Origin of the sequence: Pseudomonas aphyarum (genome assembly GCF_028657055.1) — a bacterium.
GTDB classification, from domain to species: domain Bacteria; phylum Pseudomonadota; class Gammaproteobacteria; order Pseudomonadales; family Pseudomonadaceae; genus Aquipseudomonas; species Aquipseudomonas aphyarum.
In genome coordinates, this window is sequence record NZ_JAMDGS010000001.1 from 177,922 (window position 1) to 196,722 (window position 18,801).

Sequence of the window (18,801 nt, forward strand, 5' to 3'; positions counted from 1 at the left end):
TGTTCAATGCGTTGGCCCGACGCCGCTATGGCCAGGGCAAGGTTCAATTCAGCGAGGCAGCCTGTTGCAGGTTGAGCGAGCGGGTTTCCGGTGCGAGCACCCACGACAGCACCAGGCCGACCAACGTGACGGCCGCCGCGATGTACATGGTCTGGGCGATGCCCAACGTGCTCAGGGAAACGGGCACCAGATAAGTCCCTGCCGCCGCGCCGATTCGCGACAGAGACGTGCCGACACCGACCGCGAAGGCGCGGATTTCCGTGGGAAACAGTTCATTGGGGTACACCAGCGTCAGCACCTGGGCGCCGCCGATGAACAAGGCGTAAACGGCAAAGAACGCGAGCACCAGCGCGTTGGGCCCGGCATGACCGACAGCCAGCCCGAGCAGCGCAAGGCCGGAGCAGAGAAAGCTGTAGATCAGCAGATTGCGTCGGCCGACGCGGTTGATGATCCGGGTCGAAATCACGCAGCCGATAACAAAGAACAAGGTAATCGCCACCGAGCCCAGGGACGACCAGTCGCCCTGCAGATTCAGCGCGGCCAGCACCTTCGGCGCAAAGGCATACACGGCAAACAGCGGCACCACCGAGCAAGTCCAGAACACCACGACAAACAACATGCGTTTGCCGTAGCCGGAGTGCAGCAGGTTGAAGATCGTCAGCTTCTCGCCCACCCGGTGCTCGGGAAGATTGGCCAGGGAGAAGTCGTTGCCGTAGACCTGTTTGATGATCGCCTCGGCTTCGGCGGCGCGGCCCTTGCTCAGCAGCCAGCGCGGCGACTCGGGGGTGCCGATGCGCACCAGAAACAGCATGGCGCCGATGATCGCCGCGCTGGCCAGCACCAGCCGCCAGGCATCGGAGCCCCACAGCTTGAACATCAGCTCGCCCACGACATACGCCGTTGCAGCCCCGGCGAACCACATGATTGTCAGCGTCGCCAGACGCGGGCCGCGATACTTGCGCGGCATGAACTCCACCAGCAGCGAAGTCGCGACCGGGTACTCGATGCCGACCGCCACCCCCAGCAGCAGCCGCAGAAAAAACAGCGCCACCGCCGAATCGACCCACAGCTGCGCCAGCGAGGCCATGATGAAAAGGGTCGGCCCGACAAACAGCAGACGCTTGCGGCCCAGCACATCAGTCAACCAGCCGCCAAGAAAACCGCCGAAGAAAATGCCGATCAGCGCCGAGGCGGCGATCATGCCTTCCCAGAAATCGTCCAGCGCCAGAGACCTGGACATGTGCACCAGCGCCACACCGATGATGCTCAGAACATACCCGTCGACAAAGGAGCCACCGGCCGAACGGATCGTCAGCAGACGATGAAAGCCATTGAGCGGTACGTCCTCGATTGATACAGCAACGTTGTTCATTTCTTGTCCTTGTATTCAGTGCATCGCTACTTCAGTTCATCGCGCAGGTCGGGCGATGAGCGTTCAACTTTCGCGGCCCGCGCGGTATTGCCCCCACTTCAGGTTCATGTTCACGCCCAGCGACAGAAACGGTTCGGGCGGGTTGCCCGTCGGCCCCGGGGCCTGCAACAGAAAATCGATCAAGCCGTCGCGCTCCCCCGCCAGCCAGTCGGCCAGCAACTTGCCGGTGACCGTGCCACGGGTGACGCCCAGGCCATTGCAGCCCAGCGCGCCGTAAACGTTCGGCGCCAGTTCGCCGAAGAAGCCGTTGTGGTTCCTCGACATGGCCAGCGCCCCGCCCCAGGTGTATTCGAACTTCACCCCCGGCAGCATCGGGAAGCGCTGGTCGAACGAGGCGCGGTGCCGGCGCACGAAGCGCTCGTTGTATTTGCTGTTGCTGCGGCCATCGGGGTTGAAGCTGAAGCTGTTGCGGATCAGCAAACGGTTGTCGGGAGTGCGCCGCACCGTGGTGCCGAACGGGTCGGCGGGAATTGCGCCCCAGAACGGTTTGCCACCGAGACGCGCCTGCTCCTCTTCGGTCAGCGGGCGGGTGATGCTGGCGTAGGTGTAGATCGGCAGCATGCGGCCCTGCAGAAAACCGAAGCGCATGCCGAACGAGTTGTTGGCCAGGATCAGTTTGTCGGCGGTGATGCTGCCGTGAGCGTGCTTGAGCAAAGTCTTGGCGCCGTATTCCACTTCGAGAATCGGCGTGCGTTCGTAGAGGGTGACGTTGGCCGGCAAACTGTCCGCCAGGCCCTTCACCAACGCCGACGGCTGAACCAGCACCGCCCCGGGAGTGAATAACGCCTTGCGATAGAAACGGGTGCCCAGATGCTCGGGCAATTCTTCGGCCTCGATCATCTGGTACGGCTGACCGAGCTTGTCGAGACCCCGGCGATAGGCTTCCAGCACCGCGATGCCGCGTTCCTCCACGGCGGCCTGATACTTGCCGCAGGCTTTCATCTGGCAATCGATGCCGAACTGATCGACCAGATTGCGCAGGATCGACTGGCCTTCCAGGTTCAGCTTCAAACTGATCCGGGCCAGATCGATATCACCGATATAGTCCTCGGCCCCGATGTCATGGGGCAGATCGATCGCGAAACCGGCATTGCGACCGGACGGCCCCAACCCCACTTCCTGCGCTTCGATCAGCACCACTTCATCGTCGGGGAAGTTCAGCGCGAGCTGGCGTGCCGCCGCCAGCCCGGTGAAGCCGGCACCCACGACGACCCAGCGCGCCGAACGGTGGCCGCGATGGCCGGGCTCGGGGCTGCGTGGCCGGCTCAGGTGGAACCAGCCACAGCTGTCATCATCGGCGGGCAGCGAACTGACTTTCATAGTGTTGAACCGTTTATTGTTGAAATGACAAATCGAACCCGACACGAAGCGAACGCACGGAATCGCGTTGAATGAAAACAGCCATCAAAGTTGCGTAATCAAATGGGTTTGAATGACGGCTTTTCACCCGGCGTTTTGCGCCACTGGATAACCGTCACTCGAACCAGCGAACAACCCGCTTACTTGGCCACCGCCCGCGCATCGCTCAGCCAGCCGTCGTAGCTTTGCTGGTGGGCCTTGATCCACTCGGCGGCGTGGCGCTTGATGTCGGCCAGGGACTTCTCGCCCTGCTGCATCTTCAGGTTCTGCGCACTTTCGTCGGCGGTGCTGATGCTGACTTCAGAGAGGAACTTGCGGGCCACCGGGTTCTTCTCGGCGAACTCCTTGTTCATGACAACGTTGACCGTGTCCACCGGGAAGCCGAGGTTCTTGCCTTCGTAGAAGGTGTCCTTGCTTTCCTTGCCGTCAGGCAGATCGGTGTACGGCACCGGCAGCCAGACCACGTCGCGTCCTTCGACCAGCACGCTGGAAATCCACTGCGGCACCCAGGTGAAGAACAGCACCGGTTTGCCTTGCTGGTAGCGGGCGATGGTGTCGGCCATCAACGCGAAGTACGAGCCACGGTTGTCGACGACAGTCGGTTCCAGGCCGTAGGCCTTCATGTGGTGCTCGACCATGACTTCGCAGCCCCAGCCCGGGTTGCAACCGGTCAGGTCGGCCTTGCCGTCACCGTTGCTGTCGAACAGCTTGGCGATTTCCGGCTTCTTCAAATCCGACAGGTCCTTGATGTGGTAGGCGTCTGCGGTTTTCTTGTCGATCAGGTAACCCTGCAGCACGCCCTTCATGATCTGCCCGACCTTGACCATCACGTCATCGCCGCCGGCCTTTTCATAAAAGGCTTCGTGCAGGTGCTCCCATTCATGCACGGTGAAATCCGCGTCGCCGTAGGACAGCGCCAGGAACATCGCCGGGTAATCGGTCTCCTTTGGCTGCTTGACGTCGTAGCCCAGTTCCTTGAGCCCGGCCACGACCACTTCACCGCGAAAGCGCTCTTCGGCGATGGTCGGGAAAATCGGCGTGATCGACACACCGGCGCCGGGCTTGTTGGCGTCCGCCGCGAACGCTGCCGAGCACAGAATCGTGCCCATGACTGAAGCAACCACACCCGCTACGACGCTTTTCTTGAGATTTGCCAGTTTCATGTTTCACCACGCTTTGGAGTTTTAATCGGTGAGCAGAAAGGTTCAGTTAATAACCGCACGAGCAACGTTCTTCTTTTTCTTCAACTTCATAACCAGGCCGACCGGCCCGCTCTCATACCAGCGCTGCCCGGTGGCCAGATCGCTGCTGCGTTCACCCATGGCCTGGGTCAGGCGATCGAGGAACACCGCCAGCAACACCAGCCCTGCTCCGCCGACACTGGCCAGGCCCATGTCGAGGCGACCGATGCCGCTGAGCACCATCAGCCCCAGCCCGCCGACCGAAATCATCGAGGCGACCACCACCATCGACAGCGACAGCATCAAGGTCTGGTTCAAGCCGGCCATCATGGTTGGCGCAGCCAGCGGCAATTGAACCTTCATCAGCATCTGCATCGGTGTGCAGCCAAAGGCCCGCGCCGCCTCGACCTTGTCCGCCGGCACCTGACGGATGCCGAGGTTGGTCAGCCGCACCAACGGCGCGACGGAGAAGATGATCGTGACAATCACGCCGGGCACGTTGCCGATGCCGAACAGCATCACCACCGGCACCAGGTACACGAATGCCGGCAAGGTCTGCATGGCGTCGAGCACCGGGCGGATGACCATTTCCGTGCGGTCGCTGCGGGCACACAGAATGCCCAGCGGAATCCCGATCACCGCGCAGAACAACAGCGAGGTCAGCACCAGTGCCAGGGTGACCATGGCGTCGTTCCACACGCCGATCAGCCCGAGCCCGGTCAGGGTCGCCACGCTGAAGATCGCGATGCGTTTGCCGCCGATCTGCCAGCTGATCAACCCGGCGATGATGATGAACACCGTCGGCGGCAGCGAAAGCAGCCCCCACTGGACGCCGTCGAGCACCTGATCGACCGGCCAGCGAATCGAGCGGAAGACATCCCGGAAGTTATGCACCAGGTATTTAAGGGCGGTTTCAACCCACGACCCCAGCGGAATATTCAAACTCTGGAAGGGATCCAGAAAGTTAAAGTCGGACATGACGCTACCTCGCACTTGCTTACTGCGTGATCATTCTTGTTAAACAGGCGTTCTGTTAAATAGACGCTCAGCTATTACCCAGGCAACTTAATAGGTGCCCCTGCGAGATCGAGCCTTTATAAAGTCCAACTTCATCGACTACCGGCATCGGTGTTGAAGATGCCGCAACTAAATGAAAGATCTCGCGCAAGGAAGCGTCAGCCTTTATCGGAGTTTGACGACCCGGCTCATAAACAATGTCCGAATCGGTCTGTGCGATATCGCCGGCGCGCAATATCCGGCTGGTGTCGAAACCGTTGAAGAAGTCCCGGACATACTTGTTCACCGGGTTGCACAGCAGCTCACGGGGCGTGCCGATCTGCACCACGCGCCCGCCCTCCATGATCGCGATGCGGTGACCGATGCGAACGGCTTCTTCAATGTCGTGGGAGATGAAAATGATGGTGCGATCCTGCTCGGCCTGAAGCTTGATCAGCTCGCCCTGCATTTCGCTGCGAATCATCGGATCGAGCGCGGAAAACGCTTCGTCCATCAGCAGGATGGCCGGGTCGTTGGCCAAGGCGCGGGCCAGGCCGACCCGTTGTTGCATGCCGCCGGAGAGCTGATGAGGAAAGCACATTTCCTGCCCGGAAAGCCCGACTTGCTCAAGAGCGCCCATGGCCCGGCAGTAGCGTTCCTTTTCGCTGACACCGCTGATTTCCAGGCCGAAGCTGACGTTGTCGATGACGCTCATGTGCGGCATAAGGGCAAACGACTGGAACACCATGCCCATGTCTTTGCGGCGTACCTGCAACAGGTCCTTGTCGCCCAGGCCGGTGATTTCCCGGCCATTGAGAAAGATGCTGCCGGAGGTCGGCTCGATCAGGCGATTGAACAGTCGGACCATGGTCGATTTGCCGGAACCGGACAAACCCATGATGACAAAGATCTCGCCGCGCTTGACCGAGAAGCTGGCATCGAATACACCGATGGCCTGGCCGGTCTTTTTGAAAACTTCCGCTTTCGATGCGCCTTCTTCGATCAACTTCATGGCCAGTGCTGGCTGAGTACCGAAGACTTTATAAACATTCTTTACGCAAATTATTTCGTCGGAGCGAGTCATACCTTGCCTCCATCGCGTAGTGCATATTCGGGTTCAAACAATATGCAATCGAGCGAAACTGGTTTTGAGCGGCAGCGGTAATAGTTATATGTCGTCACGACGGGTTTCCTTTTATTATTTTTGGGACCCCAGGAACGAGGGACGTTTCAAATTTATTAGCATCCCCCCGCTTAATCCAACGACATTTACAGGGACATGTTGATAACGTCGGGTTATCGATTCCGCCGCTCTCCCCCGTTTGCAGCAGGCATCGCCTGCCAGCGACCGGGACTATCCTTGCTGCGACGCCGGCGTATCCCTGCGCGCAGGCTTGGGCTACCCTCGTCGCGCTTCGCCCGGGAGCCGTATCGTGAGGAGGCCGTACAGATGACCAAGCATGTCGACCCAGACACCATCTTGCTGAAGATGCCGTCCTTGAGGGCCGTAAAGGCATTTGTCGCGGCCGCGAAGTACCAGAGTTTCACCCGTGCCGCCGAAGCATTGTGCGTTTCCCAAGCCGCGATCAGCCGGCAGATCCGCGAACTGGAAAGCTACCTCGGGGCGCAGTTGTTCACCCGCGTCGGGCGTGCCGTTGAACTCACTTCGGCGGGCGCGCTGTTCTTCGATGCCGCGCAGCTGTCTTTCGTGAATATCGCCCAGGCTGCCGAGCGCATCCGCAGCAGTCAGTCGGTCAAGAAGGTCCTGACCATCTGTTGCTCCCCGGCGTTCTCTGCGCTGTGGCTATCGAATCATTTGCCGGAGTTTTTCGCCCAGAGCGAAGGCATCGAGCTGAACCTGATCACCACCCAGAACTTCCTGACCATGGAACCCGGTGTCCAGCCCGACGTGTTCATCACCAAGATTTCGCGCATCCGCGAAGGCTATCGCAGCTACCCGCTATGCCATGACCTGATCTACCCGGTGTGCACGCCGCAGTATCTGGAGCAGCACCCGGAAATCGCCACCATCGAAGGCGTGCGCGATTCCGCCCTGCTCAACCTCAGCCCTTACGGTCGTTCGCAAGTCGCCGAGCATGTCGATTGGGGCGTGTGGCTGGCGTTTCAGTCCATCGATATCGACGACCGCCCGGCCACCAGTCCGCAGATTTTCAACGCCAACGACTACAACCTGCTGATCAGCATGGTGCTGACCCATCAAGGCATCGCGCTGGGCTGGAATCATCTCGTTGCACCGCTGTTGCAGCGCGGCTTGCTGGTGCGTCCGATCGAGCAGGAAGTCCAGCTGCGCAACAGCTGGCACTACCTGAGCTGCCGCGAAAACGCCGACAACGAAGACGCGCTACGGCGGTTTCGCGAGTGGATCCTGTCGAAGTTTCCCCGCCGCTAGCCATCGATTTGGTTATCAATTGCCCGACGAAAATGTCGTTGGAGCCGCACAACCTTCCTGACTCATTGTGGAGCGGCGCCGGCCGGGATCTGGCCGGTTCCCCCCACAGGAAGGAATTGTTGAATGTCACTCTACGAATTCTGCCGCGACTTTGATTTCCTCCAGGCCCCGGCCAAGACCCGGGAGATCCTGCAAAACAGCCTGCTGGATATCGTCGGCGTCATGGCCGGAGCCGCGTCCAATGACACGAGTGTGGCGCTGCGCCGCTTTGCCGTTTCGCACTATCCCGCTGGCGAGTACGGCAGCCGTCTGCTGTTCGACGGTCAGCGCGTAAGCCTGCTGGGCGCGGGTTGGGCCGGCGGTTTTTCCGCTGACAGCCTCGATGCCCACGAAGGCCATTTCCGATCCAAAGGGCACGCCGGCGCGACCGTGGTGCCGGCCCTGCTCGCCCTCGCCGATGCCCTGCATCACCAAGGCAACGACGTCAGCGGGCATGAGCTGTTGAGCGCGCTGTGCCTCGGCTACGAAACGGGATTGCGCGCCGGAACGGCGCTGATGGCAACGTCCCCGACCTATCACGCATCCGGCGGCTTTTCGGCGATTGGCGTGGTCTGCGCCGGGGCCCGCTTGCTCGGTTTTGACGAGCCGACCTTTCGCCATGCCTTGGGCATTGCCGAGTACTTCAGCGCCCGTTGCCCGATGATGCGGCTGATCGCCTTTCCGACCATGTTGCGTGACGCCCACGGCAGCGGCGCCTTTGTCGGTTTGAATGCGCTGTTGATGGCCAAGGAAGGCGTGACCGGCGCGCCGGCAGAAACCGTCGAGGACGCTTCGGTCGCCGAGCACTGGCGCGACCTCGGCCAGCGTTGGGAAATCGACAGCCAGTATTTCAAACCCTGGCCGGTGTGCCGCTGGGCGCAACCGGCGCTGACCGCGATGTTGCAACTGCAACAGGAGAACGCCGGGCTCAACGCTGACGCGATCGAGACAATCCGCGTCGAGACCTTCTACGAATCGATGTGCCTGCAAGGCCACACCCCGGCGGATGCCGATCAGGCGCAATACGCCCTGGCCTTTCCGCTGGCAGCACTGATCGTCAGAGGCAAACTCGGGCCGGACGAAGTCACCGGCGAATCGATCCACGCCGCCGACATCCGCGCCTTGAGCGCACGCATCGAGATCGTTGAAGCCGCCGATATTTCGGCGCGATTCCCCAATGAAATCCTCTCGCGCGTCACCGTCACCCTGAAAAACGGCACGGTGCTCGTCAGCCCGATCACGGCGGCACGCGGCGATCCCGAAACGGCCCTGAGCCGGGAAGAACTGGAGCAGAAGTTCGACCTGTTCGCCTCAAACCTTGGTCATGAACACAGCCTCGCGGTGAAACAGGCGATTCGCAATCTGGACCAGTCTGCGTCGGCCATCACCACGCTCGCGCCGATCTTCGAACGCCCTCACCCATAACCGCAACGCATCGATTGCCCGCAGGAAATGTCGTTTGTGACGGCATTCCCGGCGCGGCTAGGCTGCTGACTATCGTCGCCCCCGAGCGGGTCCGGCCATAACGCGCATGACGAGGATAACAATGAACAATAAAGACACCGTGGTTGACCTGATCGCCCAGCGCAAACCCTGGCACTCGCTGCCGGGCGCCCTCTACAAGGATGAAAACGTCTATCGCCAGGATCTCGAACAGATCTGGCACAAGGACTGGATTTTCGCCGGGCACACCTTCGAAATTTCCAAACCCGGCCAGTACTTCACCCTGCAGATCGGCGATTACCCGGTCGCCGTGGTGCGCGGCAAGGATGGCGAAGTCCGGGCATTTCATAACGCCTGCCGCCATCGCGGCGCCAAGATCTGCGAACACGAGCACGGCAAGGTCGCGAAGATGGTCTGTCCCTATCACAAGTGGACCTACGAGCTGGACGGCAACCTGCTGTACGCCGGCAACATGGGCCAGGATTTCGACAAGGCGCAGTACAACCTCAAGTCCGTGCACTGCGAGATCGTGCACAGCTACATCTATGTCTGCGTCGCCACCAAGGCGCCGGACTTCGAAGGCTTTCGCAAGGCCGTCAGCCCGTTCATTGCCCCGCACAATCTCGATAACTGCAAAGTGGCGTTCGAGTCAACCATCATCGAACAAGGCAACTGGAAACTGGTGTTCGAGAACAACCGCGAGTGCTACCACTGCGACGGCTCCCACCCCGAACTGCTGAAATCCTACGTCGACAACCCGTCCGTGGGCGGCGCCGGCGGCGAGGATGATCCGCACCTGGCGGCCTACTGGAACACCTGCGAAAAAGCAGGGTTGCCGAGCCGTCTGGTGATGGACATCAACGGTCAGTACCGCATGACCCGCATTCCGCTGTCGTCCGGGGCGGTCAGCTACACCATGGACGGCAAGCCTGCGGTGAACGGGCGGCTGGACAAAACCACCGAGCCGGACATCGGCGCCCTGCTGTACTTCCACTACCCGTCCACCTGGAACCACTTCCTCGGCGACCATGCACTGAGCTTCCGCGTGTTGCCGATCAGCGCCACGCAAACCATGGTCACCACCAAATGGCTGGTGCCCGACACGGCGGTGGAAGGCGTTGATTACGACCTCGAACGCCTGACCAAAGTCTGGATCGCCACCAACGATCAGGACCGCACCCTGGTCGAAGGCACCCAGCGTGGCGTGACGTCCCCGTCCTATGAACCGGGGCCGTACTCGGAAACGGCGGAAACCGGCGTCTGCCAGTTCGATGACTGGTACTGCGCCACGATGCTGGACCGGCTCAAGGGGCCGATTCCGTTGAAGTCCGTGGGCTGACAGCTCCTCGTTGCAACGTCGGCTCCTGTCACGCAAGAGCCGACGCTTTCTGAACCACAATTCCATCGATAAGGATGTCAGCCTCCATGTCTGCCTCTACGCCCGCCTTGGCAATCAACGCCAATGACGGCGAACGCCTTTCCACCCGCATCACGTTTTTGATCACCGGTATCGTCATGTCGGCGTGGGCGCCGCTTGTGCCTTTGGTCAAAGCGCGCACCGGCCTGGACGATGGCGGCCTGGGATTGCTGCTCTTGGGCTTCGGCATCGGCTCAATCGTGGCGATGCCCTTTGCCGGGTATCTGACGGCGCGCTTCGGCTGCCGTCCGGTGATCATCTGCTCGACCCTTGCCTTGTGCGCGGTGCTGCCGATCCTGAGTTATCTGGCCTGGATGCCCGGCCTTGCACTCGCCGTGCTGCTGTTCGGCGCGAGCATGGGCATGCTCGATTGCGCCATCAACATTCAGTCGATCATCGTTGAAAAGAACAGTGGCGAAACCCTGCAATCCGGTTTCCATGGGCTCTACAGCGTGGGCGGCATCGCCGGTGCGGTGGCGATGACCGTGATGCTCAGCCTGGGCCTGGCGCCATTGCTCTGTGTTCTGTGCCTGGTCGCCATCATTCTCGCGGCGCTTTACAAAGCTGCGCCGAGCTTGCTGCCCTATGGCACCGAAAGGGATGGCCCTTTGTTCGCGGTTCCACGGGGAATCGTGCTGCTGTTGGGCAGCCTCTGCTTCATCGTTTTTCTGACTGAAGGCGCAATGCTGGACTGGAGCGCGGTGTTTCTCGCGTCTCATCGAGGCATGGAGCCCAGCTACGGCGGATTGGGATACGCGTGCTTTGCAACGACTATGACCATCGGGCGCCTGACCGGCGATTCGATCGTCCGTCGCTTGGGCGGCGTGCGAGTGCTGGCACTCGGCGGTGTTTGCGCGGCATCGGGCATGGCGATCTCGTTGGGATTCGACAGCTGGCAGGCATCCTTGCTCGGCTATGCGCTGGTCGGGGCAGGATGCTCGAACATCGTCCCGGTGTTGTTCACCGCCGCCGGTCGCCAGCAACACATGCCCCAGCGGGTAGCCATTCCGGCCATCATCTCCATGGGTTACGCGGGCATTCTGATGGGGCCGGCCTTCATTGGCATGGTTGCTCACCTCAGCACCCTGACCGTCGCCTTGAGCGGGTTGGTAGTTCTGTTGCTGTTCGTCAGCTACGCCGCTCGTTTACTGAAGGTTCAATGATCTGCGCCGGGCTAGTCGGCTGTTGCCGGGTCGCGTACCAGCAAAGCAGCGATCCGGCAGTCACCAGCACCGCGCCCTGCCAGAACTGCATCTGCAAACTGACGCCCAGCCACAGCGCGGCGAACGCCGACGACAGCACCGGCGCGCCGTAGGACGCGGTCGCCAGCAAGGTCAGGTTGCCGCGCAGGATGCCGATGTTCCACAGCGCATAACCGCCGGCCATGGCGATGCCGGTAGCGATCAGTTCGAGGGAGTTGCCCAGGGTGAATGTCGAAATCCGTTCACTGCTGAAGCCCCACTTCACCCACAGCACTATGGCCGTCAGCACGAAAAACAGCACCACCAGACTCTGCCCGTTGGCGTAGCGGCGCGTGACGTTGCAATACAGCGCAAACGTGATCGCACAGGCCAGCGCCAGGCTGTAACTCAGCGGGTTGGAGTTGACGTTGGCGATGATCCCCGGCAGCGACAGGCCCTGACCGCTGACCACCCAGAGAATGCCAAACAGCGCGAGCGCACTGCCGGGAACGATGAACCAGCGGGTTTTCTGCCCGTTCATGAAAATCGCCAGCACTACCGTCAGGCACGGCCACAGGTAATTGACCACGCCCAGTTCGATCGCCTGTTGCCGGTCACTGGCAAACCCCAGCGCCAAAGACAGGCACACCTCATACGCAACGAACAACCCACTGCCGAGCAGGAGATAGAGTGTTGACGTGGAACGAAGACGCGGTCGCCCGAGAAACATCACCAGCAGGATCGCCCCCAGGGTGTAAATCATTGCGGCTCCACCGAGCGGGCCGAAATGTTCACTGACGCCCCTGATCAACCCGGCGGCGGTGCTCCACAACACAATCGCCAACAGCCCGCACGCCGTGGCGGCGCGCTCGCCTCTTATCTGCATCATTGCCTCTGGATCAATATCGCGATTCGACCGCACAGGCTAACGAGGGAAACCGCATTGATACAGCTACTTTTCCTCCGGGCAAAGAATGCGCTGGGGTTATCGATCCTGTCTTTATCGATCCGGGCTGCGTCCCAACGTCGCAGGCCCGGCACCTTGGCAAACGCTGCACAAGGCTTAAAATCGCGCCTCCTCTTGCAGTCGCCCGAACGGCGCCTGCCCGCAGCCATGACAACCCTCAGGTTTGAACAGCCGGCCACTTTCACGAAGCGCGCCTGGCTCAATCGTCCTGCCCGTTCGGCGGTCGTTTGTCTTCAACACACTTCGGCTTGGCACTCGCATGCGCAGAGGCGCACGTTCCGCTGTTCGATCACTTGAGGTTTTTATGACACCGCGTTTGCTGGCCATGGCGCTGGCGCCCCTGCTCGGGCTATTCATTGTTGCCCTGGGCAACGGCTTTCTGTCTTCTTTGACCACCCTGCGCCTGGGCGCTGCCGGCGAATCGGCGACGATGATCGGCATCGTCTCCTCGGCCTATTTCATCGGCCTGACCCTGGGCGCGATCTTCAACGACCGGCTGATCCTGCGCATCGGCCATATCCGCGCCTACAGCAGCTTCGCCTCGCTGATCGCCGCGACCATCCTGCTGCAAGGCTTGTTTTATGACACCTGGGGCTGGGTCGTGCTGCGCCTGATCAACGGCTGGGCCACGGTCGGCGTGTTTCTGGTGATCGAGAGCTGGCTGCTGCTGGCCGGTGACGCGAAGATTCGCGGCCGTCTGCTGGCGCTGTACATGATCGTCCTCTACGGCGCCGGGGTTCTGGGTCAGGCGTTTTTGGGGAAAATCACCGGGCTGGGCGACACCGCGCCGTTCATGGTCGCCGGCATGCTCGCGACCTTGTCGGTGCTGCCAATCGTGATCCTGCCGCGGGTGTCGCCATTGCTGGAACAGGTCGAACCGCTCAAGCCACGGGCGCTGCTGGGTGTGTCGCCTACCGGACTGGTCGGCTGCTTCGGCTCCGGCGTAACCATCGCGGCGATCTACACCCTGCTGCCGCTGTACCTGCAACGCATCGGCCTGAACGTCGGCGAAGTCGGCAGCATGATGGCCTGGACGATTCTGGGCGCGATGCTCCTGCAATACCCGGTCGGGCGCTGGTCCGACCGCAAGGATCGCCTGCAAGTGCTGACCGTGCTGTGCGCCGCGTGCACCGTGCTGTCGCTGGTGATCGTGCTGGTGCCGCTGTCCTCGGCCATGCTCGCGGCGATGCTGTTCCTGTTGGGCGGCGGAGTGTTCGCGTTGTATCCGGTTGCGGTCAGCCACGCTGCCGACCGTGCGCCGGTTGAAACATTGGTGCCGATGATTCAGGGCATGCTGCTGATCAACTCGCTGGGCTCGGCGATGAGCCCGCTGCTGATCTCGCCGGCGATGAACGCCCACGGCGAAACCGGCCTGTTCTGGGCCTTCGCGCTGGTCAACCTGGCCATGGTGACGTTCTTCTTCTGGCGTCGTGGCAAGCGTCCGGTGCCGGCCAACCCGGCGCCGTTTGCAGCGGCAGCGACCTTCTCGCCAACCGGCGCCGAGCTGCGGGTGACCGAGGATCTGCGTCAGGCAGCGCAGGACCATCCGCCGATGGTTGATGCGTTGAGTGGCGAAGCGGCGCCGCCAACAGGATCGCGCTACGAAGCCAGTTGAGTTTCTGGCGGGCATAAAAAAACCGGTGATTTTCGTCACCGGTTTTTTATTGCCTGCTAATCAGTGCGGAGCCCGAGGAATGGTCTTCATCAGGTCTTCAGGGCTGATATGCCCCACCACACTGCCCGGCTGCGGCAGATTCAGGATGTGGCCCTTCATCTTGCCGATCACGTGCATCTCGCACGGTTTGCAGTCGAACTTCAGGGTCAGCACTTCATCGCCGTGAATCAGCTGCATCGGCGCGACTTTGGTTTTCACGCCGGTCACGCCTTTGGCCTGTTTCGGGCACAGGTTGAAGGAGAACCGCAGGCAGTGCTTGGTGATCATCACCGGCACTTCGCCCGCCTCTTCGTGGGCCTCGTACGCCGCGTCGATCAGCTTCACGCCGTGACGGTGGTAGAAGTCGCGAGCCTTCTGGTTGTAGACGTTGGCCAGGAACGACAGGTGCGCCTCCGGGTATACCGGCGGTGGCGTGGTCTCGGCCTTGCGCGAACCGCGCGGGTGGGCGGCAACACGGGCGGCGGTCAGCGCTTCGATCACTTCACGGCGCAACGACTTGAGCTGCGAGTTCGGGATGAAGAACGCTTGCGGCGCATCGAGTTTGATCGAGGTCGCGTGGTACTCGGTAGTGCCGAGCTGACCGAGCAGGTCGTGCAAGGTGTCCAGCGCCTGTTCCGGTTTGTTGGCGACGCCGAACGGGCCTTCCAAAGCAACGCTGGCGCTGATGCCCTCTTCGCTGGTCACGGTCAGTTCCAGACGCTCTTCACGCAACTTCGCCAACCAGCTCACGCCGATACGACGCTCGGCGGAAGTCTTGAGCAAGGCCTGCTGCCAGTTGTGGTCGAGGTTGCGGTTCAGCGGATGGTTCGGGCGCAGCTTGTACAGGCCTTCCGGCATCTCGTTCGGCTCGACGCGGTAGCGATAGCGCTTCTCGCCTTCTTCCTCGAACTCGCCCTTGGCTTCGGCGATGTTGGCGCGGAAACCGACCACTTCACGCTTGACCAGCACGTTGAGACCGTCGCCGTTCGACAGCGGCTCGTGAGTAATGACCTGCATGTCACGCTTGCCGACTTTCTCGACCGTGCCCACCGCCAGACCGGTGAAGGTCGGCGAATCAAAGGCGCCGATGTCGATCTTGCGCTCGCTGACGAAGTAGTCGGTGCTGCCACGGTGGAAGGTCTTTTCCGGGTCCGGCATGAAGAAATGCGCGGTGCGGCCGCTGGAAGCGCGGGCCAGGTCCGGGCGGTCGTTGAGCACGTCGTCGAGGCGCTGACGGTAATAGGCGGTGATGTTCTTCACATAGCCCATGTCCTTGTAGCGACCTTCGATCTTGAACGAACGCACACCGGCCTCGACCAGCGCGCGGATGTTGGCGCTCTGGTTGTTGTCCTTCATCGACAGCAGGTGTTTTTCGTAGGCGATCACGCCACCCTTTTCGTCTTTCAGGGTGTACGGCAGACGGCAGGCCTGGGAGCAGTCGCCCCGGTTGGCGCTGCGCCCGGTCTGCGCGTGAGAAATGTTGCACTGACCGGAGAACGCCACGCACAAAGCGCCGTGGATGAAGAACTCGATGGCGGCATCGGTTTCATCGGCGATCGCGCGGATTTCCTTGAGGTTCAGTTCACGGGCCAGTACCAGTTGCGAGAAACCGGCCTGATCGAGGAACTTGGCCCGCTCAAGGGTGCGGATGTCGGTCTGGGTGCTGGCGTGCAGCTCGATGGGTGGAATGTCCAGCTCCATCACGCCCAGGTCCTGAACGATCAGCGCATCGACGCCGGCGTCGTACAACTGATGGATCAGCTTGCGCGCCGGCTCCAGTTCGTTGTCGTGCAGGATGGTGTTGATGGTGGTGAAGATGCGCGCGTGGTAACGACGGGCAAATTCCACCAGTTCAGCGATTTCGCTCACCTCGTTGCACGCGTTATGGCGCGCACCGAAGCTCGGGCCGCCGATGTACACCGCGTCGGCGCCATGCAGGATGGCCTCGCGGGCGATGGCCACGTCACGGGCGGGGCTGAGCAGTTCCAGGTGATGTTTGGGCAAGGACATATGTTTTTTTAGTCAGGCTGTCACGGTTGAGGCGCGCATTGTAGCCGCGAAACGCGTGGCCGGCACGCCTGTGCTGCCGGGTGGCTGTTTTGGATCGGCGAACTGGCTCCTATATTTCCTACAACCTCGTGGGAATTTGATTTCAATCTTTCAGCAGTATCAAAGAAGGCTACAAATACCTGCGTATCTGCCTACGACAGCAACGGAATCCACCGGCTTGTGTATCACGAGTACGAACCTTACTGTTCTTGGGTCACGGTAAAAAAGTAATCGAGACAAGTAAGTCACCTGCCCTGAACTCAAACAGAACCGCTCAGATTTTCTGACTGAATATAAATAAAGGATTAATTCATGTTCAAAAGAAAAAAGCTTAACCCTCCTCCCGCCTTAAATCATTTTCTGACATTCAAAGCCAGTCCGACAATCAATGGCTACGGGGGCGGATGCGTTCTCGAGGGGAAATACACCGTATTCCGACCAGACTGCGGTCCTAGAATACCGAGGTAACCACTGAATATTTTACTGAGTGCTCTTTATCGAGCACTCAGTGATTCAGCTTTATACAGTGGCAAAGGATTGGCTGTGAAAAAACCAAAAAAACCTGATCAAAACAACATAATACATTGTGTAGAATCAATCTATTTGACAAACAAAATAGTCCATACAAACCCTGCGAACTCTTGCAAAATAGTTATTATAGATACGAATAACGGAACCATCCTGAGTAACAACCACAAGAAAACAATTATTAACAAAAGCCTGGACAGACGGGAGATTCTTCGTCAAATCTCCCACGACGAAAATATTTCTACTTCAACGTACAGAGAAGGATTGATTCTGCTTCCCCCGGGCTGCACCTATACGCACGACACCCACGACAATTCAAGCAACATTAAGATATCTCTTTGCAACCAAGTAAATTATCACCCCGGCAAAGCTGATGACCCTTTTGAGATACTTGTTTCGCACATCGCAGCAGAATACCGAAATAACAATTGCGGGAAACTGGTTGTCCGGTTTTCTGGCGGAGTAGATTCGACATGCTTACTTCTTGCCGCCATTGAAGTTGCCGGGGCAAGTCGTGTTACTGCCCTAACCTGGTTTGCTGATGATTGCAGTTCAAACAACGACCGAATCGCCGCAACGTCGTTATGCAAGACACTAAATATCAAGCATATGCTATTCAGGTTTGAGCCTCGTTATCTCTTTCAAGACATTGACCCAGACAATCACTACTTTGTTAATTTGGGCATGGCGTCTGATCAGGTCTTCGAAAAAGAAGGAGACTTCATATCCAGCCATTTAGACGAAGACTACATTATATTAGACGGTCACGGTGGTGATCACGTTTTTCTAGACCCCGTCCCCTCACAAGCTTTTCGGGATCTATTCAAAAGAAAAAACATTATCAATGGTTTAAAGATAGCCGTAAAAATCTCAAAACTAACTGGATCGAGCATTTACGAAACCCTATCCAGCAATCGAAAGCAGCGAAATCATCAATATAATCAGCGAAATGATTTTCTAAACATTCAGGTTCCGCCACTGCTAAATATCGGGAGACCTGAAAACCTGAGAGATGTGCACTTGCAAGCGACGATGCAAGCCATGGCTCAAAATGCAACAAGCACGACTTTGAATAAAACAACAAAAATAGCCTATCCATTTACAAGCAAGGAAATGGTCGAATTCGCCTTAAATCAAAACCCCTACAACATGTTCAACGAATTCGCCACCAGACTTCCGCTAAGATATGCAACAAACAAAAAATACCCAACCATCCCTCTCAGAAGTGACAAGGGCCACATTACAAGCGCCTACCAAAGAGCTTTAAAACACCATAAAGAAAGAATCTTGAACAAATTGACAAAAAGCTGGCTCACAAAAGACAACCTGATCAACATGTCACACGTAGAAAACGCCATCAGTCGTTCGGCACTGGGTATCGGCGGCGTAGACCCGATCCTGCTAAAAATCATTTGTGCATCCTTGATCAAGGGTCTTTAACGAAGGAGAAGGATTAAATGGATTTTGCCTTTCAGCCACATATACACCACATTCTGATGCACAACCAACTAGTCATTCTTGACGAGAGACGTGATTCGTATACCGTTTTCAGTGAGGCACAAACCAAAGTCCTGATTGAGGGAGACAAACTCAACGACCAGTACTACGCCATGTGCAAGAAACTCACCGCATTGAACGTAATAAGCCATTCGAACACCCCTCAGACTCTAATAACAGCCAAAGAAAATTATGAAGGCGTTGACAACTACATATGGAGAACCGGTAGAAATCAGATTTCCAAAAGCACCGGACTTCTACCGACTGTGCGGGCCGCCCTCGACCTGATAAGGCTGAAAGCAAAGCTCAACCGATGTGGCCTGGGATCAGTGCTCGATAACATGCGGTTATCAAAAAAGCACCTCATAGAAAAACATAACGCCTCTTATCTCGACAGACTCGAAAGCTACGCACGCGAAATTCATGCCGCGTCAGTTGCGCTCCCATTTAAGATCAAATGCCTGGAGTCTTCTATCTGCCTATTCAACCACGCCATAAAAAATGGAAAATCCTGTGATTTTTTTATCGGCGTTCAATTATTTGATTTCCTTTCGCATGCGTGGGTCGAGGTAGACGGGCAGGTTATAGCGGATGACAAAGACCTATCAAGAAAACTTCCAAAAATCCTGAAAATATAATGGGCCCGCA

Annotated in this window: 14 protein-coding genes; 7 read left to right on the plus strand and 7 right to left on the minus strand. The window is 58.8% G+C overall.

What is annotated here, in order from left to right; translation table 11 throughout:
* Positions 1 to 43: 43 nt before the first annotated feature.
* The 5 genes from M5G18_RS00860 to M5G18_RS00880 all read right to left on the minus strand — a co-directional run bounded on the left by M5G18_RS00860 (position 44) and on the right by M5G18_RS00880 (position 6,052).
* Positions 44 to 1,372: an MFS transporter gene (locus M5G18_RS00860; protein WP_273896825.1), complete on the minus strand. Its 1,329-nt coding sequence runs from the start codon at positions 1,370 to 1,372 to the stop codon at positions 44 to 46.
* Between the two features lie 63 nt (positions 1,373 to 1,435).
* Entirely contained in the window at positions 1,436 to 2,752 is a 1,317-nt protein-coding gene (locus tag M5G18_RS00865) for an NAD(P)/FAD-dependent oxidoreductase (RefSeq protein ID WP_085604594.1), read from the minus strand.
* A gap of 179 nt (positions 2,753 to 2,931) precedes the next feature.
* A complete protein-coding gene (gene proX, locus M5G18_RS00870) occupies positions 2,932 to 3,954 on the minus strand; it encodes a glycine betaine/L-proline ABC transporter substrate-binding protein ProX (protein ID WP_273896826.1) in 1,023 nt (340 codons plus the stop codon).
* A 42-nt stretch (positions 3,955 to 3,996) separates the two neighbouring features.
* A complete protein-coding gene (gene proW / locus M5G18_RS00875) occupies positions 3,997 to 4,950 on the minus strand; it encodes a glycine betaine/L-proline ABC transporter permease ProW (RefSeq protein ID WP_007955402.1) in 954 nt (317 codons plus the stop codon).
* 67 nt (positions 4,951 to 5,017) lie between these two features.
* The gene (locus M5G18_RS00880) at positions 5,018 to 6,052 is read right to left on the minus strand and encodes a quaternary amine ABC transporter ATP-binding protein (RefSeq protein ID WP_273896827.1); all 1,035 of its coding nucleotides are present in this window, start codon (positions 6,050 to 6,052) and stop codon (positions 5,018 to 5,020) included.
* Between the two features lie 366 nt (positions 6,053 to 6,418).
* On the opposite strand from M5G18_RS00880, the gene M5G18_RS00885 reads away from it, so the two are divergent.
* The 4 genes from M5G18_RS00885 (at position 6,419) to M5G18_RS00900 (ending at position 11,440) form a co-directional block, all read left to right on the plus strand.
* Positions 6,419 to 7,378 carry a LysR family transcriptional regulator gene (locus M5G18_RS00885; protein WP_114882519.1) on the plus strand — a complete coding sequence of 320 codons (960 nt, stop codon included), beginning with the start codon at positions 6,419 to 6,421 and terminating at the stop codon, positions 7,376 to 7,378.
* Positions 7,379 to 7,501: 123 nt separating this feature from the next.
* Complete coding sequence (locus tag M5G18_RS00890) at positions 7,502 to 8,842, plus strand: MmgE/PrpD family protein (RefSeq protein ID WP_273896828.1); 1,341 nt, start codon at positions 7,502 to 7,504, stop codon at positions 8,840 to 8,842.
* 121 nt (positions 8,843 to 8,963) lie between these two features.
* The gene (locus M5G18_RS00895) at positions 8,964 to 10,199 is read left to right on the plus strand and encodes an aromatic ring-hydroxylating oxygenase subunit alpha (RefSeq protein WP_273896829.1); all 1,236 of its coding nucleotides are present in this window, start codon (positions 8,964 to 8,966) and stop codon (positions 10,197 to 10,199) included.
* 86 nt (positions 10,200 to 10,285) lie between these two features.
* On the plus strand, positions 10,286 to 11,440 hold the full coding sequence (locus M5G18_RS00900) for an MFS transporter (RefSeq protein ID WP_273896830.1): 1,155 nt from the start codon (positions 10,286 to 10,288) through the stop codon (positions 11,438 to 11,440).
* Here the strand turns inward: M5G18_RS00900 and yddG are convergent.
* Positions 11,406 to 12,344 carry an aromatic amino acid DMT transporter YddG gene (yddG, locus tag M5G18_RS00905; RefSeq protein ID WP_273896948.1) on the minus strand — a complete coding sequence of 313 codons (939 nt, stop codon included), beginning with the start codon at positions 12,342 to 12,344 and terminating at the stop codon, positions 11,406 to 11,408. The two genes, M5G18_RS00900 and yddG, sit on opposite strands and share 35 nt — an antisense overlap.
* Before the next feature lie 385 nt (positions 12,345 to 12,729).
* Here yddG and M5G18_RS00910 point away from each other — a divergent pair, with 385 nt between their 5' ends.
* Positions 12,730 to 14,040, plus strand: coding sequence for an MFS transporter (locus M5G18_RS00910; RefSeq protein WP_236191157.1), 1,311 nt, complete (start codon positions 12,730 to 12,732; stop codon positions 14,038 to 14,040).
* A gap of 60 nt (positions 14,041 to 14,100) precedes the next feature.
* On the opposite strand, the gene M5G18_RS00915 is transcribed toward M5G18_RS00910, so the two are convergent.
* Entirely contained in the window at positions 14,101 to 16,089 is a 1,989-nt protein-coding gene (locus M5G18_RS00915) for a peptidase U32 family protein (protein WP_007955412.1), read from the minus strand.
* Between the two features lie 582 nt (positions 16,090 to 16,671).
* Between M5G18_RS00915 and M5G18_RS00920 the strand changes: the two genes are divergently transcribed.
* Entirely contained in the window at positions 16,672 to 18,096 is a 1,425-nt protein-coding gene (locus M5G18_RS00920) for an asparagine synthase-related protein (RefSeq protein WP_273896831.1), read from the plus strand.
* Positions 18,097 to 18,113: 17 nt separating this feature from the next.
* Positions 18,114 to 18,791, plus strand: coding sequence for a lasso peptide biosynthesis B2 protein (locus M5G18_RS00925; protein WP_273896832.1), 678 nt, complete (start codon positions 18,114 to 18,116; stop codon positions 18,789 to 18,791).
* Positions 18,792 to 18,801 lie beyond the last annotated feature (10 nt).